Source organism: Pseudomonas sp. S1_G07 (assembly GCF_054668565.1).
In genome coordinates this window covers 2848510-2872550 of the sequence record NZ_CP162778.1, presented here as the reverse complement: position 1 = coordinate 2872550, position 24041 = coordinate 2848510, and the positions used below count along the sequence as shown (strand labels likewise).

The window sequence follows — 24041 nt, the reverse complement described above, 5'->3', positions numbered from 1 at the left end:
CCAGAACCGTCGACGCTGCTCGACGCCCTTACCCGCTGAGCCAAGGAGCCCCGATGGACCGCCTCGCAGCCATGGAAACTTTCGTGCACGTCATCGAGACCGGCTCGTTCTCCGCCGCCGCCAAACGCCTGGGGATCGGCCAGCCCGCCGTGTCCAAAAGCGTTGCACAATTGGAGACGCGCCTGGCGGTACGCTTGGTGATGCGCTCCACGCGCGGCCTGACCCCCACCGAGGCGGGTCTGGCGTTTTTCGAGAAAGCCAGGCGGGCCATCGATGAAGCCAACGAGGCCGATGCCGCCGCCCGTGGTGCGGGCGCCGGGCTGTCGGGCACCCTGCGCATCAGCGCTGCCGTCACCTTCGCTCGCATGCACCTCATTCCCCACCTGGGAGCGTTTCTGGCGCAATACCCCGACGTCAACGTGGAGGTGGTGCTCGACGACCGCAACCTCAACCTGGTGGAAGAAGGTATCGACGTCGCCCTGCGCATGGGCAACCTGAATGATTCAAACCTCACAGCGCGCAAGATCGGCGCGTCGCCCTGCGTCATCCTGGGCACCCCGACCTACTTCGAACGCTTCGGCGAGCCCGTTACCCCGGCGGATTTGCTGCAACACCAGGCGATCATCTACACCCGGGGCGAAGGCTCGCACTGGCACTTCACCCAAGGCGACACCCAATACCCCCTCGTCGCCCACGGCCGCGTGCGCGTCACCGCCGCCGAAGGCGTACGCGCCGCCGTGCTGAGCCATTTGGGCCTGACCCTGTCATCCACCTGGATGTTCGCGCCGGAACTGGCCAGCGGCGAGGTCAAAATTGTGCTGGAGGACTGGCAATTGCCGGCCCGTGACTTATGGGCAGTATTCCCCACGGGCCGGATGGCCAGTGCCAAGGCGCGGGTGTTTGTCGAGTATGTGGAACGGCTACTGGCTTAGTGCGCCGCTGTGGAATCGAGGAATGCGGCTATTGAGCGACGGCCAATAGCTGCACCCGGCAATGCTGTCCAGCCAGCCTGGCTGCCTGCGCAGCAGCGCCAGAACGGCCTGCGAGGCAATGCTCAACGCCAGTTGCTGGCCAGGGCACCGATGGTGTCCTGCGCCGAAGCTGAAAATTCGCCGTTGCGGCCGCTCGAGCATGAAACTGTCGGGCGTGGGGTTGGCATCAGGGTCGCGGTTGGCCGAAGCCAGCAACACCAGAATGGTATCCCCCGCCTCCAGAACGGTATGACCAAGCGTGCATCGCCTGGCCACGAACCGTCGTGTGTTTTGCACCGGCGAATCGTAGCGCGCCACTTCCTCCACCAGTGCCATCGACAGGGCCGGTCTTTGCTGGACCGTCTCAATCAGCTCGGGCTGGCGAACGAGCGTCAGCAGCGCATTGCCGATGAGGCCGGCAGTCGCTTCGCAGGTCTGCGACAACAGCCCGATCAGGTTGGCGGTCAATACGTGTGTATCCTCCCACTCCCCAAGGCGGATGTGCGCCAACAGCCTGGTGTCCTGCAGCACTTGCGCGAACAGGGTACTCAACCGCGACGCGGCAATATCGGCGTGGCGCAACTGCACCTCATCGCTCAGCGGTGACAGGCAGGCAACAAACTCCCGCGTCAGCCTCGCGACCATGGCCAATTGCTCTGTCGGCAAGCCCAGCAGGGAGGCAACCACCGAGACCGGCAGGCTGAACATCAACGTGTCCAGATCATCCACGCGGTCCATGACCTGTTCCACCGTCTCGACGATAGCGGGCGCCTGCACAGCGCGCAGTGCAGGTTCAATCGCCGCTCTCGGGCACCGATGGGCCGCCTCTTCATTCATGCGCATCAGGCGGGCAAACACCTGCCCTGCCGCGCCTTGGGCAATCGCTGGCGGCACCGGCTCGTGCAGCGGCCGCACGCGGCAATCGGGGTGCATGAGCACCGCTTCGACGTCCTGCGCGCTGCTGGCGACCCATACTTGCAGTTCCCTATCGAACAGCAGCCCGGCGCTGAGTCTAAGGTGCGAGTAATAGCCATAGGGGTCAGCGTGAGTGGCAGCTTCAAGCGGTGTCATTCAGAGCATCCTGTTCAAAAAGAACCGCTACTATCAACGCCTTCACACAACCACAATTCGCTCAGGAACGAAATATGCCCTCCCAGGACGAGGATGCTGCGCTTTCGCGGGTCGCCGGCGCGGTCGCAGAACCGGCCCGCACGAAAATGCTCTGCGCGCTGATGGACGGCCATGCGCGTACCAGCACTGAAATGGCAGTGATCGCCGAGGTCAGCGCCTCTACCGCCAGCGCCCATCTGAGCAGGCTTAAGGATGAGGGCCTGATCAAGTTGCAGACGCAGGGCCGTCATCGTTACTACCGTCTCGCTGGCGCGCACGTGGCCCAGGCGCTCGAAGGTTTGATGGTGATCAGCCGCAGCAGCGTCAGCGCATTTGTGCCCAACACTCCTACGCGCCTGCAGTTTGCGCGCACCTGTTACGACCACATGGCCGGCCGCCTGGCGGTACGGCTGCATGATCATTTCATCGCATGCGGCTGGTTGACGGGCGACGACAGCTATCAGCTCAGCATGCAAGGCGAACAGGCGATGATTGAACTGGGCGTCGATGTGGCGGCAATGCGCACGCAGCGTAGGCGTTTCGCTTGCGCCTGCCTGGACTGGAGCATGCGCCGCCCTCACCTGGCCGGCGCCTTGGGTGCGGCGTTTTTGCAAACAGCGTTGCGGCGCGAATGGGTCACCCAAGACCTGGACAGCCGTGCGCTGGGGTTGACGCCCAAGGGCCGCAAAGAAATGAGCGCTCGATTTGGCATCCATATCTGTGAGCCATGACGATCAAATGTGGGAGCCGACGTAGCGCTGTCGCGCAGCAAACCGGGGCCTCTGTGGTTGACTGAAATCGCTTGTTGCATGCGATTGTCTCGTCAGGCGCAGGCTGAATGCCCCTGATCCAGGCAGCACAGCAAACGCTCGACCGTGTGTTCCAGCGGGCCGGAGTTATCCAGCACGAACAACCCGCCGCCATTGGCGGCGATCAGTTCCTCGGTGAACCGCGCATTGCGCGCCAGGCGCGCCTCGATATCCGCCAACGACTCACGCCCACGCGCGGTCAAGCGCTGTCTCAGCACCGCCTGATCAACCGTCAGTAACAGCACCAACGACGACGGATAACGCTCGCGTGTCTGCGCCAGATACGCGCGCGAGCCGTTGACCAGCACGTCCTGCCCCGCCGCCAGCCACTCGTCAATGTCCTTGGGAATGCCATAAGACAACCCGTTGGCCTGCCAACTCAGGGCAAATGCGCCCTCAGCTTCCATCACGGCAAACTGCGCCGGGCTCACGCCTTGGGCCGCTTCGCCTACCGCCTCCGCGGAACGGGTGATGACGCGGCGCACAATCCGGCAACCGCGCTCGGCCAAACGCGGGCGTGCGGCATCCAACAGGCTGTCCTTGCCCGAACCCGATGGCCCGATGAGATAGATCAACCTGCCTGCCATCAACACACTCTCTTTGCTTGTTTACGCAATCGACCCACGTTGCCGGTTTGCTCGGCCCGGCTGAGTATATCCGGCAATTGCTCCGCAGCCAGACTGGCGGTGGCCGCCTTATCCGGAAAGCGTGAGCCACAGCAGCCGTAGATGGTTGCGGTGCCCCGTGGCTTGACGGTTGAGAAGTTCTACTTTGAGAGGGGCGGTGCGGAGGCCGTCTTTTGCATTTCGCGTACTGCTTGCTCAACCCACAAATATGTAAATTTGTAACCGCGATACAGCATGAAACAAATCCCCGATTGTCGCACCAACTTACAAACTATAAAAAGTTTCAGCACGCTCCTACAGGGAGCGGTTTTTTTATTCTATAGCTAAAAGTTAAAGTAAGGATTTTGAACATGGAGTTCGATGTAATTGTGGTAGGCGCAGGAGCCATTGGTGGCTCCATTGCGTATGAGCTCAGCTCACGTGGATTGAATGTGTGCAGAGTCGGCGAAACTGACCGTACAAACGCAGCATCCAAGGCAGCTGGTGCGATGAATGGCTGTTTTGGTGAGGTCACCAGTGGCCTCTTAGCCAGTGAGCATGGTCGACTCAAATTAAATATGGATCGTCAGGCGCAAGATCTCTGGCCTAGTTGGGCTGAGCGTTTGGCCTTGGGCAAACGCTTGAATTCAGGTGCAGTGGACTGCCAGCATCTGTTTTCCCTGTTGAACTGAACTGAAAATCGTCTCGAAGAATCGACGAGACGGCTTATCGCACGGTCATGAATATATGGCCCATGAACTTTCTTGATAAGGAGCCGGTAATGTCATTAACGGCCGACAATACAACCCGGCAACCACACTCCAGCAGGTGGTTGGCTCTCGCGATATTGATGCTGCCGGTCTTGCTGGTAACCGTGGATAACACGGTATTGGGTTTTGCCCTGCCAAAAATCGCTGAAGCGCTACATCCCAGTGCCAGCCAGCAATTGTGGATGATTGATGCCTACTCATTGGTACTGGCGGGATTACTGATTTCCATGGGGAGCCTGGGTGATCGCAAAGGCCATCGGAAACTGCTGCTGATCGGCTCATTGGGGTTCACCATCGTGTCCGTGATAACGGCCTACTCCGGCTCTGCCGCGCAATTGATAGCCGGACGTGCAGGCATGGGGATCTTCGGGGCGATGTTGATGCCCTCGACACTGGCATTGATACGCTCAATTTTTGAAGTGCGGGAGGAGCGGCGACTGGCCGTGGCTATCTGGGCAACGACCTTGACGGTCGGTTCAGCACTCGGGCCCTTGATCGGCGGCGTACTACTGGAGTTCTTCAGTTGGGGATCGATTTTTCTGCTGGCAATACCGGTGCTGGTACCTCTATTGGTCCTCGGACCATTGCTGTTACCCGAGTCTGAACGGGATGCGTCAGGCCCGATGGATGCCATCAGTACCGTTCAATCAATGATGGCTCTCAGCGCGCTGGTGTACAGCATCAAGCACATCGCCAGTAACGGTCCGGATGCGTTGGCACTTGCGACCTTCGCCATTGCTATCATTATCGGCTGGCTATTCGTGCGCCGGCAGTTGCGTCTGCCAACGCCGTTGATGGACCTGAACCTGTTTCGCAACAAGACATTCAGCGGTTCAGTGACCATCAACCTGATGAGTTTGGCCTTCCTGATCGGGTTTGTATTTTTCGCCACTCAATTCCTGCAGATCGTCCTGCGCATGTCCCCCCTTAGCGCCAGCCTGGCGCTGATACCGGGTCAGATCATGGCTATTGCAGTGGGCATCCTGATCGTCCCGATCGCCCAGCGAGTGTCGGTCAATGTTCTGATTCCGATTCTGCTGGTCTTTACTGCGGCGGCCTTTTTACTGGTTGCCGGTCTTGGCAGCAGTCTGACGGTGTTAGTGGTGGCATTTGCGTTACTGAATATTGGGGTTGGTGCCATAGCCACAGTATCCAACGACGTGATTCTGTCAGCCACCCCCTCCACCAAAGCAGGCGCGGCATCAGCCATCAGCGAGACCGCTTATGAAGTGGGGGTGGTGCTCGGTACCACCCTGCTAGGTGGTCTAGTCACTGCCTACTACCGCGGTTCATTGCAGCTGCCTGACTTCCTGACGCCGATGCAAGTGCACCTGGCCAGCGAAACATTGGCAGGTGCCCACGCCGTATCGGCGACATTGGTGGGAGAGCAGGCCAATGAAGTCATGCATAGCGCCGCAAGAGCATTTGAAGGCGGGACAAGCTTAATGGCATGGGCAACCTTTTGCCTGGCGGTGCTGGCAACCCTCATCGCCAGGCGCACATTGAATACACCTAAGGTGGCGAGCTCGTAACGTATATCTGAGCCACTGCCATTGGGAGCAAGGCCCCTCCCACATCTGGACTGAGTTTCGAGGCCTAAAAGGCGACCTTCAAGGGTCGCCTTTTGTCATTGCGCGTACTGCTTGCTCAACCCCGACAGTACGCCCTGCATGAGGATCGTCGTTAGGACCTGCCCTACACAGATTTCGGGTTGCGTCCGATCAGTGTCGCCGTTAACCTTCGCGGGTCGCTGCAAAATCAGCGAACGGGTGTGGAAGCCCGAACTCTCCAGGCGTATAAGCGCCCATAGCCTATAGCGGGCGCTTTTTTCATGCCCGCTATAAAGTGTTATGGCGGCTGTGCGCGGGGCACCTTAGGGTGCGCCGGGGTCCTGGAGTCCGGTCTTCCACACCTGCGTACAGTCGCCACCCATCATGTGGAAGTGATTGTGGCGGCTCCCTTAATTCCAGGAGCAACCGTATGAAAAAGGTCACCCCCAATCCCCCGCCATCCCCTTCGGATGACACTCCCCAAACCCCACCCAACATCATCTTCACTGTCCGCCCCGGCCTCAGCACCGAAGCGGCGTTGAGCAATGCCAGCGAGATGCTGGAATCGGCGACGGCCTGTGCGTACGACTGTGCCGAGCACCTGGATGGCGCAAGCCGCAAGCGGGTGCTGGCGGTGGTGCAGATGGTGGAGATTGCGCAGTTGTTGGTGGATGAAGCACTGGAGCGGGAGTGTCCGGTGGCCTGATGGCTGGGGAGATCGTCTGTGGCGAGCGGGTTTGTCGAATCGTCGCACCGCCCGCGTTGGGCTGCGCAGCGGCCCCAAAACATAGTCCAGGAGCTGCCTGGCACACTGCAGCGCTCTTATTGGGGCTGCTGCGCAGCCCAACGCGGGGCAAGCCCGCTCGCCACAGTTATAGTGTTCCTCCCTAACTGAGGGGCGTTAATTTGATCTCCAGTGCTTGATTTCACAGGCATGAAAAAGGCGACCCGAAGGTCGCCTTTTGTCATCGCGCGTATTGCTTGCTCAAGCCCGGCGGAACGCCCTGCACATTGGTTTCTTCCCATGGGCCATTCGGGCTGATGGAGCGGCTCCAGCCGTTGCTCCAGCGGTAGTAGGTGCGCTGGCGGTAGAAGGTGTCGGGCTGATCGTCGAGCACGTAGACCTGCATCTTGCCGTCCCAGTGGCTGGCGGCGCCGGGCGGTGGGGCGAAGGTCGGCGATTGGGTGGGCAACGGTTTCGGCGGCGGGGTCACCGGGCCGGACGGTTTGGTGCTCGGCTGGGTCGACGGGACCGAGGGTGGAATGGTCGGGCCCGTCGGGGCCGGAGGTGGGCGGTGGACCGCACAGGCACTCAGGCCTAATACGAGGCTGAGCAGGGTGATACGTGCAAATGCGGTCATGGGCGTTTCCTCGAATTACGGGTCCGGACTGTCGATGGTCAGTTGCTGCTGCGCAGTCGTGCTGCTGGCCAGGGGTTGGCTGCGGCCGATCCATTCACCCTTGGTCGGCTGACCGGCCCGGGAAATGCGCGCAACCAGTTGGACTTCGGGGAAGTTGGACAGTTTCAACTGCGGCATCATTGCGTCGGCGTCGCCCAGTTCGACGGTGATCGGCAACTCGGCGACAGTGACGCGTTTGGCCGCCAACGGCGCCGGCGGGCCTTTTACGGCGCGGGCGAAGATGAATACGCTGTCGGTCGGCAGGGCCTTGGCCTTGACGTCGGCAGACAGGTCCACACGAACCGTCATCACCGCCTTTGGCGCGACGGTGCCACCGCTCTCTTTCAGCTTTTCCGCCGCCCGGTCGATCCCGCCCTGAAGCGCGGCGCGGGAGTTATCTTCGGGTGGCAACTGCGCCAGCAGGCGGCCCCAGTAATCAATCGCGTCCTGATAACGCTGGCCTTCAAAAGCTGCAATACCGAGCAACCCCAGGCTGGTGACTTCCTTGGGGTCCAGCTTCAAGGCTTCGTCGGTCAGCGCCTGGACTTTGGGCGACCACTGTTTGTTGTCGGCAAAGTACTGCGCCTGGGCCCACTGGCCGAGCAGTTCCGGCTGGCGACCGGCCAGGGCCACGGTGCGTTCGAAAACTTTGGCCGCATCGGCCGAGCGGTCCTGGGCCATATAAGCGCGGCCGAGGAAGTAGAGGCCTTCGGCGGAATCCGGCTGGGCCGCAGCGGCACGCTCCAGGCGGCGGGTCATGTCGTCGATGGACACTGGCGGCTGGGAGAATTCGCGGGTCAGTTCGACCTTGTCGCTCGCCCCGTAATGCAGGTACAGGGCAACGCCCAGGACCGGCACCAGAAACGCCGCCAAAAACGGCAGTGGTTTGCCCAGGCGCGATTCGCGGGGCTTTTCGACGCCTTCGGTGTCGGCCAGCAGTTCACGGGCGGCTTCGGCGCGGCCGGTGTCGAGTTGCGCGGCATTGAGCACGCCTTCGTCCTGCTGCACTTGCAGTTCGGCGACGCGCTCTTGATACAGCGCCACGTTCAGCGCGGTGCGATCCTCTTCACGCTGGGCACGGCGGCCGCGCAACACGGGGATCAACAGGAAACTCAGGGCAATCAGAAGCAGCAGGCCGGCTGCGAGCCAGAAATCAATCATCAGTCTTGGTGTCCAGCAATTGGTCGAGGCGTTGGCGCTCTTCAGGGGATAGCGCGTCGGAGCCATCGGTAGGCGCGGCGCGGCGGCGGCGGACGATCACGGCCATGACGACCACACCGGCCAGCAGCAGGCCGGCGGGGCCGAACCAGAGCAGCGCGGTCTTGCCGGTGAGGGCCGGTTTGTAGCGCACGAAATCACCGTAGCGGTCGACCATGAAGTCGATGATCTGCTGGTTGTCCTTGCCCTCTCCCAGCATGCGGAAGATCTCTTTGCGCAGGTCGGCGGCGATGGGTGCGTTGGAGTCGGCGATGTCCTGGTTCTGGCACTTGGGGCAGCGCAGTTCCTTGGTCAGGTCGCGGAAACGCTCGCGCTCGGCGTCGTTGGCGAATTCGTAGGTGTCGATGGCGGCGTGGGCCACGCCGGCCAACCCCAAGGCTAAAACCGTCGCCGCTAACAGACGCCTCATGGCTTGGCCTCGTCGACCAGCGCCTGGTACTTGGCGGCCAGTTGTTCACGCCACACGACTTCGTCGATCACGCCGACGTACTTGTCGCGGATCACGCCCTTGGCGTCGATAAAGAAGGTTTCCGGGGCGCCGTAGACGCCGAGGTTGAGGCCCAGATTGCCGTCTTCGTCGCGGATATCCAGCTGATACGGGTTGTGGAATTCCGCCAGCCATTTCAAGGCGGCGGCGTTGTCGTCCTTGTAGTTGATGCCGTAGATCAACACGCCTTTCTCGGCCAGTTTGTTCAGCACCGGATGCTCGACGCGGCAGGAAATGCACCAGGTGGCCCACACGTTGACCAGCGCCGGTTTACCCTGCAAGTCGGCTTGGGTCAGGGTTTTGTCGCCCTGCACGGTCGGCAGGCTGAACGCCGGGAACGGCTTGCCGATCATCGCCGAGGGCAGCTCGGCCGGGTCCAGGTACAAGCCGCGATAGAGGAACACCGCCACCACCAGGAATGCCGCCAGCGGCAACACCATCAACCAACGCTTCATACTGCCGCTCCTGAAAGGCCCAGGGCTTCACGCACCCGGCTCTTGACCTTGACCCGATAACGCCGATCCAGCGCGGCCAGCACGCCACCCAAGCCGGTGAGCAAGCCACCGAACCAGATCCAGCGCACGAACGGTTTGACATGCACGCGCACCGCCCAGGCGCCCTCGCCCAGGGGTTCACCCAGGGCGACGTAGAGGTCGCGGGTGAACCCGGCGTCGATACCTGCTTCGGTCATCATCGAGCTTTGCACGGTGTACAGGCGTTTTTCCGGGTGCAGTACGGCGATCTCTTTACCGTTACGGACGACGCGCACAGTGCCTTTGTCTGACGTGAAGTTCGGCCCTTCGAAGTGCTTGGCGCCCTCGAAAATGAAGTGGTAACCGGCCAGGTCCATGGACTCGCCAGGCGCCAGGCGCAGGTCGCGCTCGGCGCTGTTCTGGCTGGAGAGCACCACGCCCAGGGCGCACACGGCGATGCCGAGGTGGGCAATCTGCATGCCCCAGTAGCTGCGGGTCAGGGTCGGCAAGCCTTTGATCAGGCCTTTGTGGCGAGTCTTGTCGAAGAGGTCGCGCACGCCGGCCAGCAATACCCAGGCGGCGAGCAGGAAGGTGGCGAGCACCGCCCAGTTGAAATCACCGTAGGCAAAACCGGCGATCACTGCCAGGGCCACGCTGCCCAGCAGCACCGGCATCAGCATGCCCGCCAGCCATTTGACCGGGGTGTCTTTCCAACGCACCAGCACACCGACCGCCATCACCACCATCAACAGGCCCATCAATGGGATAAACAGCGCGTTGAAGTACGGCGGGCCGACGGACAGCTTGGCACCGCTCAGGGCATCCAGCACCAACGGGTACAAGGTGCCGAGCAGGATCATCGACGCGGCCACCACCAGCACCAGGTTATTACCCAGCAGCAGGGTTTCCCGCGACCACAGGTTAAAGCCGACGTGGCTCTTGACCACCGGTGCGCGCAGGGCGAACAGGGTCAACGAGCCACCCACCACGAACAGCAGGAAGATCAGGATGAACACGCCGCGCTCCGGGTCGGAGGCGAACGCGTGCACCGAGGTCAGCACGCCGGAGCGCACGAGGAAGGTGCCGAGCAGGCTGAGGGAAAACGCGGCGATGGCCAGCAACACCGTCCAGCTCTTGAACACACCGCGTTTTTCGGTGACGGCCAGTGAGTGAATCAGTGCGGTGCCTACCAGCCAGGGCATGAACGAGGCGTTTTCCACCGGGTCCCAGAACCACCAGCCGCCCCAGCCGAGTTCGTAGTAGGCCCACCAGGAACCCAAGGTGATACCGATACCGAGGAAGGCCCAGGCGACGATGGTCCACGGCCGCGACCAGCGTGCCCAGGCGGCATCGAGGCGCCCGCCGAGCAAGGCGGCGATGGCGAACGCGAAGGCCACCGAGAAACCCACGTAGCCCATGTACAGCATCGGCGGGTGCACGATCAGGCCGATGTCCTGCAGCAAGGGGTTGAGGTCATGCCCGTCCGCCGGGATCTGCGGCAGGATGCGGGTGAACGGGTTGGAGGTCATGATCAGGAACAGCAGGAAGCCGATGCTGATCATGCCCATCACCGCCAGCACCCGCGCCAGCATCACTTGCGGCAGCTGCCGGGAGAACACCGACACGGCGAAGGTCCAGCCGCCGAGGATCAACGCCCACAGCAGCAACGAACCCTCGTGGGCGCCCCATACCGCGCTGAACTTGTAGTACCAGGGCAAGGCGCTGTTGGAGTTGTTGGCGACATAGGCGACGGAAAAGTCGTCGGTCATGAAGGCATAGGTCAGGCAGCCAAATGCGAACACCAGAAACGCACACTGGCCCCAGGCGGCCGGCTGCGCCAGGCTCATCCACAGGCGATCGCCACGCCAGGCACCGAGCAACGGCACCACGGCCTGGACGATGGCAAAACACAGGGCGAGGATCATCGCCAACTGGCCCAGCTCCGGAATAAACAGTGCGGACGTCATCACTTAGCCCTCCTTGGCTGGAGCTGCAGTTGCATCAGGCGCGGATTGACCGCTGTCTTTCAAGGCTTTGGTGACTTCCGGCGGCATGTATTTCTCATCGTGCTTGGCCAGCACTTCATCGGCCACCACCACGCCGTCGGCGTTGAGTTTGCCCAGGGCGACGATGCCCTGGCCTTCACGGAACAGGTCCGGGAGGATGCCACGGTAGGTGATGGTCACGGCTTTGTTGAAGTCAGTCACCACGAAGGTGACATCCAGGGAATCGCCAGAACGCTTCAACGAGCCCTTCTCCACCATGCCGCCGGCGCGGATGCGCGTATCGACAGGCGCTTCGCCATTGGCGATCTGGGTGGGGGTATAAAACAGGTTGATGTTCTGCTGCAGGGCGCTCAAGGCCAGGGCCACGGCAATGCCGACGCCGGCCATGATGGCGAGGATGATCAACAGACGCTTTCTACGCAGCGGATTCACTTTTCGGTCTCCCGGCGCAGACGACGCGCCTCTTGTTGCAGGTAACGCTTGCGGGCCAGGATCGGCGCGGCGACGTTGAGGGCCAGCACTGCCAGGCAGATGCCATAGGCCGTCCAGACATACAGGCCGTGGTGGCCCATGGCGAGAAAATCACTGAAAGAAGCAAAACTCATCCACGCGCTCCCAGGCAGCTTTGCACTTCGGCCTTGACCCAGCTGGCGCGGGCTTCACGCTTGAGCACTTCGAGGCGCATACGCATCAGCAGCACCGCGCCGAAGAAGCAGTAGAACCCCAGCACCATCAGCAGCAACGGCGCCCACATTTCCACGGGCATCGCCGGTTTTTCGGTGAGGGTGAAGGTGGCGCCCTGGTGCAGGGTGTTCCACCACTCCACCGAGTATTTGATGATCGGGATGTTGATTACGCCGACGATGGCCAGCACCGCGCAGGCCTTGGCGGCGCTGTCACGATTACTGATTGCGTTGCCCAGGGCAATCAGACCGAAGTACAGGAACAGCAGGATCAACATCGACGTTAGTCGCGCATCCCACACCCACCATGAACCCCAGGTCGGCTTGCCCCAGATCGCGCCGGTGACCAGCGCCACGGCCGTCATCCACGCGCCGATGGGCGCGGCGCATTGCAGGGCGACGTCCGCGAGTTTCATCTTCCACACCAGGCCGACAATGCCGCACACCGCCAGCATCACGTAGCAGGACTGGGCCAGCATCGCCGCAGGCACGTGGATATAGATGATGCGAAAGCTGTTGCCTTGCTGGTAATCCGGCGGCGCGAAGGCCAGGCCCCAGACCAGGCCGATGCCGATCAGCAACACGGCGAAGAGGCTCAACCACGGCAACAGCTTGCCACTGATGCCGTAGAACCATTTGGGCGAGCCGAGCTTGTGAAACCAGGTCCAGTTCATTGCTGTTTCTCACGGTTGCTTCTCGTCATTGCGAGAAGCGTAGGGCCTTTACTGACCAGGCGTATAACGCTTGGTCAGACCTCATTATTCGCCGACGCTGATCTTCAGCCCGGCGGCTATGGCAAAGGGTGTCAGGGTTACCGCCAGGGCGGTCAGGCTGCCAAGCCACAGGAGGTAACCGGTCGCCGGCATACCCATGAGCGCGGCTTGCAAGGCGCCGCTGCCCAGGATCAGTACCGGGATGTACAAAGGTAGAATCAACAGGGCCAGTAACAGGCCGCCGCGCTTCAAACCCACCGTCAGTGCCGCGCCCACCGCACCCAGCAGGCTCAGGGTTGGCGTGCCGAGCAACAAGGAAAGGAGCAACACCGGCAGGCACTCGGTGGGCAACCCTAGCATCATCGCCAGCAACGGTGAGAGCAACACCAGCGCCAGGCCGGAAAAAGCCCAGTGTGCCAGCACCTTGGCCAGTACCAGAAGTGGCAGGGGGTGCGACGAAAGGACCCACTGTTCGAGGGAACCGTCTTCGAAATCACTGCGAAACAGCCCATCCAGCGAGAGCAGGACGGATAAAAGTGCCGCCACCCACACCAGCCCAGGGGACAAGGTTTGCAACAGTTTAGTCTCGGGGCCGACCGCCAACGGGAACAACGCAATCACGATGGCGAAGAACACCAGCGGGTTGGCCAATTCGGCCGGGCGACGGCACAGCAACCGCGCTTCGCGGGCGACCAACAGGGCGAACACACTCATGCCGACCACCGCCCCAGGTCCAGGTCACGGTAACCGGCGGGCATGCGCGTCAGGCTGTGGTGGGTGGTAAGCAGCACCGTGCCGCCCTGCTCGCAGTGCATAGCCAGGTGGTCTTCCAACTGAGCAACGCCTTGTTTATCCAGGGCGGTGAAAGGTTCATCGAGAATCCATAGCGGCGGGCCCGGCAGGTACAAGCGCGCCAGGGCCACGCGGCGCTGTTGGCCGGCAGACAGGGTGTGACAGGGAACGTCTTCAAAGCCCTTGAGGCCCACGGCGGCCAGGGATTGCCAGATGGCGTCACGGGAAGCGCGATGATGCAGGGCGCTGAGCCAGCTGAGGTTTTCTTCGGCAGTGAGCACGTCCTTGATCCCGGCGGCATGGCCGATCCACAGCAGGTTGCGGGCCAGCGTGGTGCGTTGTTCGCTCAGGGGCTTGCCGTTGAGTCGCACTTCACCGGCCGTGGGCTGCATCAACCCGGCCAGCAGGCGCAGCAGGCTGGTCTTGCCGCTGCCGTTGGGCCCACTGACCTGCACCATGTCGCCGCCCGCCAGCCGCAGTTCGAGGTGTTCGAACAGCAGGCGCAGGTCGCGTTCACAGGAAAGCGCTACGGCTTCAAGAAGAGGGCTGGTCAAGAGATCGCGGGCCTTTACGGTTCAAGTCGGCGGTGCAGCGGCCGTTAAAGAGAGATGCACAATAACGACTTTGGCGACCGATTTTAGAGAGCTGGATCAAATAGTTGTGAGGTTTTTACCGCTCTCTTTGCAGACGGGCGGCATTATACATGCGATGCCCTACGCTAAAGAGGGCAATTTCCCCAGAGACGATGCGCACGATGACCGGCGAAATCAACCTTCCTACGCTACCTCCCACACCAACGACCGGGCAAAGCCCCGCGCCCGCGGTGGGGGCATTGCTGAAACTGCTGGAGCCGCAGATCGGGCTGATTGAACCGGGGAGAACCGCGAATGCCGAAGTCATTGCCCTTAAGCAAGGCGGTGAAGCTTTTCAGTTGCTGCTCAAGCTGACCCTGGAAGGCGGCCGCCAGACCCTGGTGCAAGCCAGCAGCCCCCAGCCCTTGCCGTTGGGCAGCAATGTGGCGGTGAGCCAGACGCCAGCGGGCAACCTGACCCTCAGCCTGCAACAAGCCTTGAGCGCCAATGTCGCCGCCCTCACGCGCATCGATACGTCCAAGGTACCGGAAGGTACGCTGCTGCAAGCCAAGGTGCTGACCACCCAGGCCCTGCCCCAGGGCACCACGCAACCGGCGCTCTACCGTTCGCTGGTGACCGTGCTCAATAACGCCCTGGCCGGCGCGACGCTGACGGTGGAAAGTCCCCAGCCCTTGCGCGTGGGCAGTTTACTCAGCGCTGTGGTACAGAACGCGCAAACCCTGAACTTCGTGCCGTTGAGCGGGCTCAAGGATCAATTGGCCGTCGCGCAGCAACTCACCACCCAGCAAAGCCGCCAAGGCTCGCTGGATGCAGTGTTCACGGCCCTGCAAAACCTGCCCCGTGGCGATGGCACTTCCGCCGACCTGCGCGCCGCCGCCGAGCGGTTGCTGGCCGCCCTGCCCGACCTGGCACAGGTGAGCAACCCCAAGGTGCTGGCGCAGGTGATCCAGAACAGCGGCGCCTTCCTGGAAGCCAAATTGCTCGCCGGGCAAAACCCGCAAGTCCCGCCATTGGACATGAAAGGCGCGCTGCTGCGCCTGGTCGCCGATTTGTTGCCCGCACTGCCCGCCAGCACCAACCTGAATGCCATTCTTGCCGCCAACACCTTGGCCCAGGTAATGCCCAATTTCGTGCGCAGCCCGTTGGGCACTCTCGGTCAGGTCGGCGCACGCCAGGCTCCGGCTGGTTTCCCACTGCCCGAGCGGCTCATGGCGAAACTGGAAGGCGAAGGCGACCTGGAAAACCTGCTGCGCCTGGCCGCCGGGGCTATCTCGCGCTTGCAGAGCCACCAGTTGTCGAGCCTGGAACAGACCGGCACCACCGCCGATGGCCGTCTGCAAACCACCTGGCAGCTGGAAATCCCCATGCGCACCTTGCAGGACATCGTGCCATTGCAGGTCAAGTTCCAGCGCGAAGAACCGGCGCCGGACAGAGAGCCGTCCGAACGCAAAGACAAAAAGGACCCGAAGCAGATGCTCTGGCGCGTCGAACTGGCTTTCGACATGGAGCCGTTGGGCCCCTTGCAGGTCCAGGCACAGTTGACTCAAGGAAAGCTATCGAGCCAGCTGTGGGCAACCCGGCCCTTTACCGCGAGTTTGATCGAAAGCCATCTGGGCAACCTGCGCGAGCGCCTGGTGACGTCGGGCCTCAACGTCGGCGACCTGGATTGCCACCTCGGCACACCGCCGCGCGGACCAAAAACCGGACTGGAACAACGCTGGGTGGATGAAACCGCATGAGCAACACTGAGCCTCGCCAGGCGATTGCCCTCAAGTACGACGGCCAACAGGCGCCAACCCTCACCGCCAAGGGCGACGAGGCCCTGGCTGAAGAGATCCTCAAGCTGGCGCGGGAAAATGAAGTGCCGATCTATGAAAACGCCGAGCTGGTAAAGCTGCTGGCGCGCATGGAATTGGGCGACAGCATTCCCGAGGAGCTGTACCGCACCGTCGCCGAGATCATTGCGTTTGCCTGGACGTTGAAGGGCAAGTTCCCGCCGGGTTACGACCCCGACGCGGGGCCGGTGGAGCGGGACGTCACCGAGCGCGGCGACGATTACTGAGTTTTAACTGACACGCTGAGTTCCAAATGTGGGAGCGGGCTTGCCCGCTCCCACAGGGATTTGTGTTCAGTTGAGGACTTCACTCAGCGGAATGAAATTGACGGTATCGCCGATCGCCAGCGTCGTGCCCTCCAACACCTCCACAAACCCCTCCGCCCACGCCGCGCTGCGCAGCACGCCGGAGCTCTGGTTACTGTAGAGGCTCGCCTTGCCTTGTTCGATGCGCCCACGCAGGTATTCGCGGCGGTTGCCGGGTTTGGGCCAGGTGAACCCCACTGGCACCTCGAAACGCAGCGGCGCCACGTCTGCCACGCCTTGACGGCGCAGCAGGTACGGCCGCGCCAACAGCGCGAACGTCACCAGGGTCGAGGCCGGATTACCGGGCAGGCCGATCACCGGCACGCCACGGAAATGGCCGACGGTCAGCGGCTTGCCGGGTTTGATCGCAAGCTTCCACAGGGCCAGCTCGCCCTCTTCGCGCAGGGCGATGCCCAGAAAGTCCGCCTCCCCCACCGACACACCGCCCGTGGACAGGATCAGGTCGACGCCGCCCAGGTCCGCCAAACGAGTGCGGGTCTGCTGCAAATCATCCGGCAGGATCCCGGCATCGATCACTTCGCAGCCCATGCGCTCAAGCCAACTGCACAGCACGCGACGGTTGCTGTTGTAGATCTGGCCCGGGCCCAGCGGCAAACCCGGCTCGATCAACTCGTCGCCGGTAGACAGCACGGCCACCCGCACGCGGCGCACGACGTCGAGGCGATCACGCCCGAGCGACGCGGCCAGGCCCAGCTCGATCGGGCCCAGGCGTGTGCCGGCCGACAAGACGGACTCACCGACGGTGGCCTCCTGGCCCTGGGGGCGGATGTTCTGGTTGAGGTGCAACGGCTCGGTAAAGCTCACACGCTCGTCGGCGTGGACCACAGCGTTTTCCTGCATTTGCACGCAATCGGCGCCCTCTGGAACCGGCGCGCCGGTGAAGATGCGCGCACAGGTACCGACAGCCAGTGGCTGCGGTGCCTGGCCGGCGAAGATACGCTGGCTCACGACCAGCGGTTCGCCGGTCCAGTCCGCCAGGCGCACGGCATAACCGTCCATGGCACTGTTGGGCCAGGGCGGCAGGTCGAGGGTGGAGACCAGCTCCTGGGCCAATACGCGGCCGTCGCAATCGGCCAGGGGCAACACTTGCTGCTCGCGGATCGGCGCGGCTTCGGCCATGGCCAACAACTGTTGCAGGGCTTGCTCTACCGGCACCAGGGCGCCGGTCTTGCCGGGCTTACCCACGGGATTCACAGGGCTCGGCCTGCTTCAAGTGCGGTACGAAGTTGCACGGGCGATGCCGATTATCAAGTTGCTCGGCGAGGATGCCATCCCAGCCCGTGCGCACGGCATTGGTGGATCCCGGCAGGCAGCACACCAGGGTGCCATTGGCCAGGCCGGCCAGGGCGCGGGATTGCACGGTGGAGGTGCCGATGTCGGCCACGGATATCTGGCGGAACAGCTCGCCAAATCCGTCGACCTGTTTGTCCAGCAGGCAGCTCACGGCTTCGGGGGTGCTGTCGCGGCCGGTAAAGCCGGTGCCGCCGGTGATCAGCACAACCTGCACCACGTCTTCGGCGATCCAGTGGGCGACCTGGGCGCGGATCTTGTAGAGGTCGTCCTTGAGCAATACGCGCTCGGCGAGGGTGTGGCCGGCGGCGGTCAGGCGGTCGACGAAGACCTGGCCCGAGGTGTCGGTGTCCAGGGTGCGGGTGTCGCTGACGGTCAATACAGCGATATTCAGGGGTACGAAGGGCGCATCAGCCTTGGCTTTCATGGCATGGTCCGGTTGTCGAAGGAACAGCCTGGTGTTATATCACAGGCCCTCCTTTTGCTGCCGCTGCGGAACCACCATGCCCATCGATTCATGCCCCCTGCCCTGTTCGATCCTGCTGCTGTCCGGCGGGCGTGGCCAGCGCATGGGCGGCCAGGACAAAGGCCTGCTCGAATGGAACGGCCAGCCCCTGATCGCACATCTGCAGAGCCTGGTACGACCGCTGACCGATGAGCTGATCATCTCGTGCAACCGCAACCAGGCGCGCTACGCGCCCTACGCCGACCACTTGATCAGCGACGACAGCCCGGACTTCCCCGGGCCACTGGCCGGGATCCGCGCGGGGCTGGCAGCCGCGCACCATGCCCACCTGCTGATATTGCCGTGCGATGTGCCGCATATCGACGCGCAACTTCTCGCCGACCTGCGTGAGACCGCGCAACGCAACCCGCTGTTGCCGGTGATGGTGCGCCATGGTGAATTCTGGGAACCCTTGATCTGCATCCTCCCCACCCACCTGAAAACCGCGGTAGAACAGGCCTGGCAGGCCGGTGAACGCAGCCCGCGCAAGATCTTCCTGCAGTTGGGTGCAGTAGGCCTGGAATGCCCGGCGGATGATCCGCGCCTGGCTAATCTGAATACGCCCGCGCTGTTGCACCAGAGGTCCGGCGTGTCAGAATGAACCTCGCACAAGGAACTTTGTCGGCGTGTCGTGCGTCACAAGGTCAGCATTTAAAAAGCACTCTTTCGGAGACACACTCATGACTCAACGGACCATCGCTGCTCTCATGCTTGCACTGGGCCTCGCTACCCTCGCCGGTTGCGCCTCGCCTACAGTGATCACCCTGAATGACGGTCGCGAAATCCAGGCCGTCGACACCCCGAAATACAATGAAGATTCGGGTTTCTACGAATTCGAACAGCTGGACGGCAAGCGCACCCGCATCAACAAAGATCAGGTTCGCACCGTCAAAGACCTGTAAGTCTCAGGTTCAGCCCACAAGGCCCGCCTCGCGCGGGCCTTGTCGTTTCCGGGGGTTACCAGTCGAGGGTGATCCGGCTGCGGAAACTGCGCTCTTCACCCGTGACAGGGTCGACAAACCGCACGCCCTGGGCCAGCAGCTTGAGCGGGTTGGCGTAGTCGTCCACGGCATCCTTGAGCACCTGCGGGTAGAACGGGTCGTTGCAGATGCTCGCCCCCAGTGCGGTCATGTGCACGCGCAACTGGTGCTTCTTGCCGGTCACGGGGAACAGGCCGTAGCGCCATAATTCGCCGTGTTTTTCCCGCACCTCCACGGCCGTTTCGGTGTTGCTGGCGCCGGGGCCTTCTTGCATGCGGAAGAACGGCTCGCCCTCCACCAGGCGACTTTTATGCACCAACGGGAACGTCAGCCCTGGCAGGGCCGGAGCGATGGCTTCGTAGAATTTATCGATCTGGCGCGTGGGAAACAGCTGTTGATAGGCCGAGCGGCTGGCCGGATTGGCCGAGAACAGCACCAGCCCGGCGGTATGCCGGTCAATGCGATGCAGCGGCACCAGCGACGGGTTGCCCAGCCGGCGAATCAAGCGGCGCAACAGGGTTTGTTCGACATACTCGCCGGCCGGGGTCACGGGCAAAAAGTGCGGTTTATCCGCCACGACCAGATGCTCGTCGGCGTACAGGATGGTTTCCTGCACCGGGATCACCTTTTCGTTGGGCACCTCGCGGAAATAGTAGATGCACAGGCCTTCTCTATAAGCGAGATCCTCGCGGATCGGGTTGCCGTTGCTATCCAGTACCCGGCCGCGGGCGATGCGGTCCAGCCAGTGTTCGCGGCCGATGGCGGGAAAGTGTTCGCACAGGCAGTCCAGCACCGTCGCCCAAGGGCCAGGGGGCAAATACAAGGTGCTGGCTTGGTGCTGGGACGCGGAGAAACCGGAAGTGGGCATGCAGACGCTCGAAGCCTTGGAAAAACAGGCGGGCATTATCCCGCATGAAGCGGGACTCGGCCTAGGGCGGATCTCAGGCCTTGGCCAACCGCGCCTGCAAAATCGGCGAAGCGCTGGCGGCCTCGGTAAACTCCTTGAGCCAGCGCAGCACGTCCACCGCTTCCCAGCGCCCTGGATCGTACAGGGCGTAAAGCAAGCCCTGGTAACCCACCACATCCAACTGCTTGTGATAGCCGGCGCGCTGGAACAACGCCTCGATCTCGGCAAAGCAGGTATTGAAATGGACTTTGTTAAACGGCGTCTTGCCTTCCGTGACCAGGCCGTCGAGGCGCAGCTCATTCACCGCGTCGCGCACGACATCGACGGACATGCGATTGACGCTGCTTTTAAGTTGTTCAACATTCACCACGGGCGTTCCCTCTATTCAATCGCTGTACAAACATACAGTAACGGAATATTCGGAAACTCGCCATCGCGTTAACGTCAGCCGAGGAAGGCGACGACCTGCGCAGTGTCGAAGGGCCAATCCAGTTCCGCGCCGGTGTCCCCCCGGCGAAGCACCGGAATCCTTAGCCCGTAGGCTTCGGTCAGGTCTTGGGGGTCGGTGATATCCACCAGTTCTACGAGTAGGCCGTGTTCGACGAGCGGCATGATTTCGGCTTCGGCAAACTCACAAAGATGGCAACCCACGGTGCCGAACAGCTGGCATTCAGGAAGCATGATGACGGGACCTGATAAGAGACAGGTGACCATTCTAAAGCCGCCCTCCCGCTGTGACCCATAAAAAAAACTGACGCAGATCAGCATGTCCTATAACTGATTCAGCGACTCTCGCGGCTTTTTGCCCGCTCGCCCTGCAATGGAGATGCCTGTGTTTGCCAACCTGCTGATCATTCTGGCCTCATCCCTGGTGGTGATTGCGCTGTTTCGCCGGCTGCAACTGCCGCCCGTGCTGGGCTACCTGTGCGTGGGCCTGGCCGTGGGGCCCACCGCCCTCGACTGGATAAATGACAGTGAAGCGCTGCCCGACCTCGCTGAATTGGGCGTGGTGTTCCTGCTGTTTTCCCTGGGCCTGGAGTTTTCCCTGACCAAAATGCTCGCCCTGCGTCGCGTGGTGTTTGGCCTGGGCAGTTCGCAGGTACTGGGGTGCGGGCTGCTGCTGGGCGGCTTGTTGATGGGCTTTGGCGTGGCGCCGGGCATTGCCTTGTTGCTCGGCGCGGGCCTGGCGCTGTCGTCCACTGCCATCGTCAGCAAGGAACTGACCAGCCTCGGGGAAATCTTCAGTAGCCACGGCCAGAATGCGATTGGGGTGTTGCTGTTCCAGGATGTGGTGGCGGTGTTGCTGCTGACCCTGGTACCCGTGTTTGCGGGCAGCAGCGACCAGGCCTGGTATGTGGCGCTGCCGCTGACCCTGGGCAAGACCGTGGTGTTGTTCGTGGGCCTGCTGCTGGCCAGCCGTTGGTTATTGCCACGCCTGTTTCACGAAGTCGCCGCCTCTCATTCGGCGGAGCTGTTTGTGCTGCTGGCGTTGGTGATCGTCCTGTTGACCGCGTGGCTCACACACTTGCTCGGCCTGTCCCCTGCCCTCGGCGCATTCCTGGCCGGCATGCTGCTGGGCGAAAGCCATTACCGCCACCAGATCGAAGCGGATATCCGCCCGTTTCGTGACATTTTGCTGGGGCTGTTCTTTGTCAGCATCGGCATGCTGATCGACCTGCAGTTGTTCCTCAGCCACAGCCTGTTGATCGTAGGCCTGACCCTCACGTTGATGCTGCTCAAGGGCGGCGTAGTGGCCGTACTGGTGAAGCTGCGCGGCAGTGACAGTGAAACCGCCTGGCGCAGTGGCCTGGCCCTGGCCCAGGGTGGGGAGTTCTGTTTTGCGTTGATGGCGCAGATGCAGCAAAGCCGGCTGATCCCCGACCAGTTCAATGGCCTGCTGCTCGCCGCCACCTTCTGCTCAATGCTACTGACTCCGCTGCTGCTGCGCGCCGCGCCGGCAATTGCCCTGCGCCTGCACCGCAAGCCCAACCAGCAGGTGCAATTGGAAGAGATCACCGCGCTCAATGCCCAATTGCGTGGGCATGCGGTGATCTGCGGGTATGGACGGGTCGGGCAGTCCATCGGGCGTTTTCTGCGCCGGGAGCAACAGGCCTTTATCGCTCTGGATGACGACCCGGAACGCGTGCAGGAGGCCGCCACCGAAGACAGCAGCGTGCATTACGGCGACTGCCGTCGCGGCGCCCTGCTCAGTGCGGTGGGCCTTGAGCGCGCGCGGTTAGTGGTGATCGCGGTGGACAACAGCGATGTCGCCCTGGTCGTGTTGAAAGAAGCGCGTCGAATCAACGCACGGGTGCCGATCCTGGTGCGTACCCGCGATGACAGCCAGTTGGCCGACCTGAAAGCCGCGGGCGCCAGCGAAGTGGTGCCCGAGCTGCTGGAGTCGAGCCTGATGCTCGCCTCCCACGCCTTGACGCTGCTGGGCCTGCCGGACCAACAGGTACAGGCGCGGGTGGATGAAGTGCGCCAGAGCCGTTATCGCCTGCTGCACGGCTTTTATGCGCAGGCGGACACCGACGAAGAGTCGCCGATCAATCCTGACTGACGGCACCGATCTTGTGGATCGACAGGTCCGCGCCGTAATACTCCTCTTCCTGGCTCAGGCGCAGGCCGTGCACGCGCTTGATCACGCCATACACCAGCAGGCCGCCGGCAAACGCCACCGCCACGCCAAGGCCGGTGCCGATCAATTGGCTGATCAGGCTCACGCCTCCCAACCCGCCAAGCGCTGTCTGCCCGAAGATGCCGCAGGCAATGCCGCCCCATACACCGCACAGGCCGTGCAGCGGCCATACGCCCAGCACGTCGTCGATCTTCCAGCGATCCTGGGCCGCAATGAAACACCACACAAACAGCCCGCCGGCGACCACGCCAGTGACCAGCGCGCCCACCGGGTGCATCAGGTCGGAACCGGCACAGACCGCCACCAGCCCGGCCAGCGGCCCGTTGTGCAGGAAGCCTGGGTCGTTGCGGCCGATCACCAGCGCGGCGACCGTGCCGCCGACCATGGCCATCAGCGAGTTGACCGCCACCAGGCCGCTGACGCCGTTCAACGTTTGCGCGCTCATCACGTTAAAGCCGAACCAGCCGACGATGAGGATCCACGAACCCAGCGCCAGGAACGGAATACTCGACGGTGCAAACGCCACCAGGCGCCCTTCGCGATAACGCCCGTTACGCGGGCCCAGCAGCAACACAGCCGCCAGCGCCAGCCAGCCGCCCATGGCGTGCACCACCACCGAGCCGGCGAAGTCATGGAAGCTGGCGCCAAAGGTCGCCAGCAACCAGGCTTGCAGGCCGTAATTGCCGTTCCACACCATGCCTTCGAAAAACGGGTAGATAAAAGCCACGATCAACGCGGTGGCGCACAATTGCGGAGCGAACCTTGCACGCTCGGCGATACCTCCGGAAATAATCGCCGGGATCGCTGCGGCAAACGTCAGCAGGAAGAAGAACTTCACCAGGCCATAGCCATGGTCGGCGCTGATCACGGCCGCCGGCTGCATGAAGCTCACGCCGTAGGAGATCCAATAGCCTATAAAGAAATAGGCCAGGGTGGAGATCGCGAAGTCGCTGAGGATCTTGGACAGGGCATTGACCTGGTTTTTCTGGCGCACCGTGCCGACTTCCAGGAACGCGAACCCGGCGTGCATGGCCAGGACCATGACCGCCCCGATCAGGATAAACAGGGTGTTGGAACTGTGGACGAGGGTATCCACTGCGCTTTGCAAATTTTCCATGGAGGTTGGCAGGCCTGCATTAAGGGCAAAAAGCACCAAAGCGGTTCACGCCAGGTTGTCGCGCACTAAATTGGCACCACCGGCACCACCCTTCTTCAGAGGGCGTGAACCGCTTTGGCGCAGCGATCAACACATCAGGCTGTTACCGACAGGGTTTTTCCGCGAGTTTCAGTTATTTAGGGTAAGGTTTTTTAAGGCATTGCCTCAGACCGCCCGAATTCAGCGCAAACCCTGGGGCTTGCGCACCAAGGCAAAGCAAA

At 62.3% G+C, this 24041-nt stretch carries 28 protein-coding genes; 10 read left to right on the top strand and 18 right to left on the bottom strand.

What is annotated here, in order from left to right; translation table 11 throughout:
• The first annotated feature begins 53 nt into the window (after positions 1 to 53).
• Positions 54 to 932 carry a LysR family transcriptional regulator gene (locus AB4O05_RS13250; protein ID WP_460137118.1) on the top strand — a complete coding sequence of 293 codons (879 nt, stop codon included), beginning with the start codon at positions 54 to 56 and terminating at the stop codon, positions 930 to 932.
• On the opposite strand, the gene AB4O05_RS13245 is transcribed toward AB4O05_RS13250, so the two are convergent.
• Positions 921 to 2042 carry a cytochrome P450 gene (locus AB4O05_RS13245; protein ID WP_460137119.1) on the bottom strand — a complete coding sequence of 374 codons (1122 nt, stop codon included), beginning with the start codon at positions 2040 to 2042 and terminating at the stop codon, positions 921 to 923. The two genes, AB4O05_RS13250 and AB4O05_RS13245, sit on opposite strands and share 12 nt — an antisense overlap.
• A 74-nt stretch (positions 2043 to 2116) precedes the next feature.
• Here AB4O05_RS13245 and AB4O05_RS13240 point away from each other — a divergent pair, with 74 nt between their 5' ends.
• On the top strand, positions 2117 to 2812 hold the full coding sequence (locus AB4O05_RS13240; protein WP_460137120.1) for an ArsR/SmtB family transcription factor: 696 nt from the start codon (positions 2117 to 2119) through the stop codon (positions 2810 to 2812).
• A gap of 92 nt (positions 2813 to 2904) precedes the next feature.
• Here AB4O05_RS13240 and phnN read toward each other — a convergent pair whose 3' ends face one another.
• Positions 2905 to 3477: a phosphonate metabolism protein/1,5-bisphosphokinase (PRPP-forming) PhnN gene (phnN, locus tag AB4O05_RS13235; RefSeq protein ID WP_460137121.1), complete on the bottom strand. Its 573-nt coding sequence runs from the start codon at positions 3475 to 3477 to the stop codon at positions 2905 to 2907.
• A gap of 389 nt (positions 3478 to 3866) precedes the next feature.
• Here phnN and AB4O05_RS13230 point away from each other — a divergent pair, with 389 nt between their 5' ends.
• From AB4O05_RS13230 to AB4O05_RS13220, 3 genes are all read left to right on the top strand, one after another.
• Positions 3867 to 4187 (top strand): FAD-dependent oxidoreductase, encoded by a 321-nt coding sequence (locus AB4O05_RS13230; protein ID WP_460137122.1) that lies wholly within the window; start codon positions 3867 to 3869, stop codon positions 4185 to 4187.
• Between the two features lie 89 nt (positions 4188 to 4276).
• Positions 4277 to 5797 carry an MFS transporter gene (locus AB4O05_RS13225; RefSeq protein WP_460137123.1) on the top strand — a complete coding sequence of 507 codons (1521 nt, stop codon included), beginning with the start codon at positions 4277 to 4279 and terminating at the stop codon, positions 5795 to 5797.
• 448 nt (positions 5798 to 6245) lie between these two features.
• Positions 6246 to 6521, top strand: a complete 276-nt coding sequence (locus AB4O05_RS13220) for a DUF6124 family protein (RefSeq protein WP_460137124.1) — start codon at positions 6246 to 6248, stop codon at positions 6519 to 6521.
• A gap of 259 nt (positions 6522 to 6780) precedes the next feature.
• Here the strand turns inward: AB4O05_RS13220 and AB4O05_RS13215 are convergent, their stop codons facing one another.
• From AB4O05_RS13215 to ccmA, 10 genes are all read right to left on the bottom strand, one after another.
• On the bottom strand, positions 6781 to 7176 hold the full coding sequence (locus tag AB4O05_RS13215) for a hypothetical protein (RefSeq protein WP_460137125.1): 396 nt from the start codon (positions 7174 to 7176) through the stop codon (positions 6781 to 6783).
• A gap of 15 nt (positions 7177 to 7191) precedes the next feature.
• Positions 7192 to 8376, bottom strand: a complete 1185-nt coding sequence (gene ccmI, locus AB4O05_RS13210; RefSeq protein ID WP_460137126.1) for a c-type cytochrome biogenesis protein CcmI — start codon at positions 8374 to 8376, stop codon at positions 7192 to 7194.
• Entirely contained in the window at positions 8369 to 8842 is a 474-nt protein-coding gene (locus tag AB4O05_RS13205; protein ID WP_460137127.1) for a cytochrome c-type biogenesis protein, read from the bottom strand. Before AB4O05_RS13205 ends, ccmI begins: the two co-directional genes overlap by 8 nt.
• The gene (locus tag AB4O05_RS13200; RefSeq protein ID WP_460137128.1) at positions 8839 to 9375 is read right to left on the bottom strand and encodes a DsbE family thiol:disulfide interchange protein; all 537 of its coding nucleotides are present in this window, start codon (positions 9373 to 9375) and stop codon (positions 8839 to 8841) included. Before AB4O05_RS13200 ends, AB4O05_RS13205 begins: the two co-directional genes overlap by 4 nt.
• Positions 9372 to 11360 (bottom strand): heme lyase CcmF/NrfE family subunit, encoded by a 1989-nt coding sequence (locus AB4O05_RS13195; protein ID WP_460137129.1) that lies wholly within the window; start codon positions 11358 to 11360, stop codon positions 9372 to 9374. Before AB4O05_RS13195 ends, AB4O05_RS13200 begins: the two co-directional genes overlap by 4 nt.
• A 3-nt stretch (positions 11361 to 11363) precedes the next feature.
• Entirely contained in the window at positions 11364 to 11831 is a 468-nt protein-coding gene (ccmE, locus tag AB4O05_RS13190; protein ID WP_460137130.1) for a cytochrome c maturation protein CcmE, read from the bottom strand.
• Positions 11828 to 12004, bottom strand: coding sequence for a heme exporter protein CcmD (gene ccmD, locus AB4O05_RS13185; RefSeq protein WP_003172771.1), 177 nt, complete (start codon positions 12002 to 12004; stop codon positions 11828 to 11830). Before ccmD ends, ccmE begins: the two co-directional genes overlap by 4 nt.
• Positions 12001 to 12756 (bottom strand): heme ABC transporter permease, encoded by a 756-nt coding sequence (locus tag AB4O05_RS13180; protein WP_192298785.1) that lies wholly within the window; start codon positions 12754 to 12756, stop codon positions 12001 to 12003. Before AB4O05_RS13180 ends, ccmD begins: the two co-directional genes overlap by 4 nt.
• Before the next feature lie 84 nt (positions 12757 to 12840).
• A complete protein-coding gene (gene ccmB / locus AB4O05_RS13175) occupies positions 12841 to 13509 on the bottom strand; it encodes a heme exporter protein CcmB (RefSeq protein WP_024074263.1) in 669 nt (222 codons plus the stop codon).
• On the bottom strand, positions 13506 to 14141 hold the full coding sequence (gene ccmA / locus AB4O05_RS13170; RefSeq protein ID WP_460137131.1) for a cytochrome c biogenesis heme-transporting ATPase CcmA: 636 nt from the start codon (positions 14139 to 14141) through the stop codon (positions 13506 to 13508). Before ccmA ends, ccmB begins: the two co-directional genes overlap by 4 nt.
• A gap of 200 nt (positions 14142 to 14341) precedes the next feature.
• Here ccmA and fliK point away from each other — a divergent pair, with 200 nt between their 5' ends.
• A complete protein-coding gene (gene fliK / locus AB4O05_RS13165; protein ID WP_460137132.1) occupies positions 14342 to 15919 on the top strand; it encodes a flagellar hook-length control protein FliK in 1578 nt (525 codons plus the stop codon).
• Complete coding sequence (locus tag AB4O05_RS13160) at positions 15916 to 16242, top strand: EscU/YscU/HrcU family type III secretion system export apparatus switch protein (protein WP_460137133.1); 327 nt, start codon at positions 15916 to 15918, stop codon at positions 16240 to 16242. The genes fliK and AB4O05_RS13160 overlap by 4 nt, the downstream gene beginning before the upstream one ends.
• A gap of 66 nt (positions 16243 to 16308) precedes the next feature.
• Here AB4O05_RS13160 and AB4O05_RS13155 read toward each other — a convergent pair whose 3' ends face one another.
• Together AB4O05_RS13155 and moaB are read right to left on the bottom strand one after the other, a co-directional pair.
• Positions 16309 to 17535: a molybdopterin molybdotransferase MoeA gene (locus tag AB4O05_RS13155; RefSeq protein WP_460137134.1), complete on the bottom strand. Its 1227-nt coding sequence runs from the start codon at positions 17533 to 17535 to the stop codon at positions 16309 to 16311.
• On the bottom strand, positions 17519 to 18058 hold the full coding sequence (moaB, locus tag AB4O05_RS13150; RefSeq protein ID WP_460137135.1) for a molybdenum cofactor biosynthesis protein B: 540 nt from the start codon (positions 18056 to 18058) through the stop codon (positions 17519 to 17521). The genes AB4O05_RS13155 and moaB overlap by 17 nt, the downstream gene beginning before the upstream one ends.
• Before the next feature lie 76 nt (positions 18059 to 18134).
• Here moaB and mobA point away from each other — a divergent pair, with 76 nt between their 5' ends.
• Together mobA and AB4O05_RS13140 are read left to right on the top strand one after the other, a co-directional pair.
• Entirely contained in the window at positions 18135 to 18737 is a 603-nt protein-coding gene (gene mobA, locus AB4O05_RS13145) for a molybdenum cofactor guanylyltransferase MobA (protein WP_460137136.1), read from the top strand.
• 79 nt (positions 18738 to 18816) lie between these two features.
• A complete protein-coding gene (locus AB4O05_RS13140) occupies positions 18817 to 19038 on the top strand; it encodes a YgdI/YgdR family lipoprotein (RefSeq protein WP_010211805.1) in 222 nt (73 codons plus the stop codon).
• Positions 19039 to 19093: 55 nt separating this feature from the next.
• Here the strand turns inward: AB4O05_RS13140 and AB4O05_RS13135 are convergent, their stop codons facing one another.
• The 3 genes from AB4O05_RS13135 to AB4O05_RS13125 form a co-directional block, all read right to left on the bottom strand.
• On the bottom strand, positions 19094 to 19984 hold the full coding sequence (locus AB4O05_RS13135; protein WP_460137137.1) for a pseudouridine synthase: 891 nt from the start codon (positions 19982 to 19984) through the stop codon (positions 19094 to 19096).
• Between the two features lie 73 nt (positions 19985 to 20057).
• Positions 20058 to 20393, bottom strand: a complete 336-nt coding sequence (locus tag AB4O05_RS13130) for a transcriptional regulator (protein ID WP_460137138.1) — start codon at positions 20391 to 20393, stop codon at positions 20058 to 20060.
• A gap of 74 nt (positions 20394 to 20467) precedes the next feature.
• On the bottom strand, positions 20468 to 20704 hold the full coding sequence (locus AB4O05_RS13125) for a glutaredoxin family protein (RefSeq protein ID WP_460137593.1): 237 nt from the start codon (positions 20702 to 20704) through the stop codon (positions 20468 to 20470).
• Positions 20705 to 20849: 145 nt separating this feature from the next.
• Here AB4O05_RS13125 and AB4O05_RS13120 point away from each other — a divergent pair, with 145 nt between their 5' ends.
• On the top strand, positions 20850 to 22586 hold the full coding sequence (locus AB4O05_RS13120) for a cation:proton antiporter (protein ID WP_460137139.1): 1737 nt from the start codon (positions 20850 to 20852) through the stop codon (positions 22584 to 22586).
• On the opposite strand, the gene AB4O05_RS13115 is transcribed toward AB4O05_RS13120, so the two are convergent.
• Entirely contained in the window at positions 22573 to 23781 is a 1209-nt protein-coding gene (locus AB4O05_RS13115; RefSeq protein ID WP_460137140.1) for an ammonium transporter, read from the bottom strand. The two genes, AB4O05_RS13120 and AB4O05_RS13115, sit on opposite strands and share 14 nt — an antisense overlap.
• Positions 23782 to 24041 lie beyond the last annotated feature (260 nt).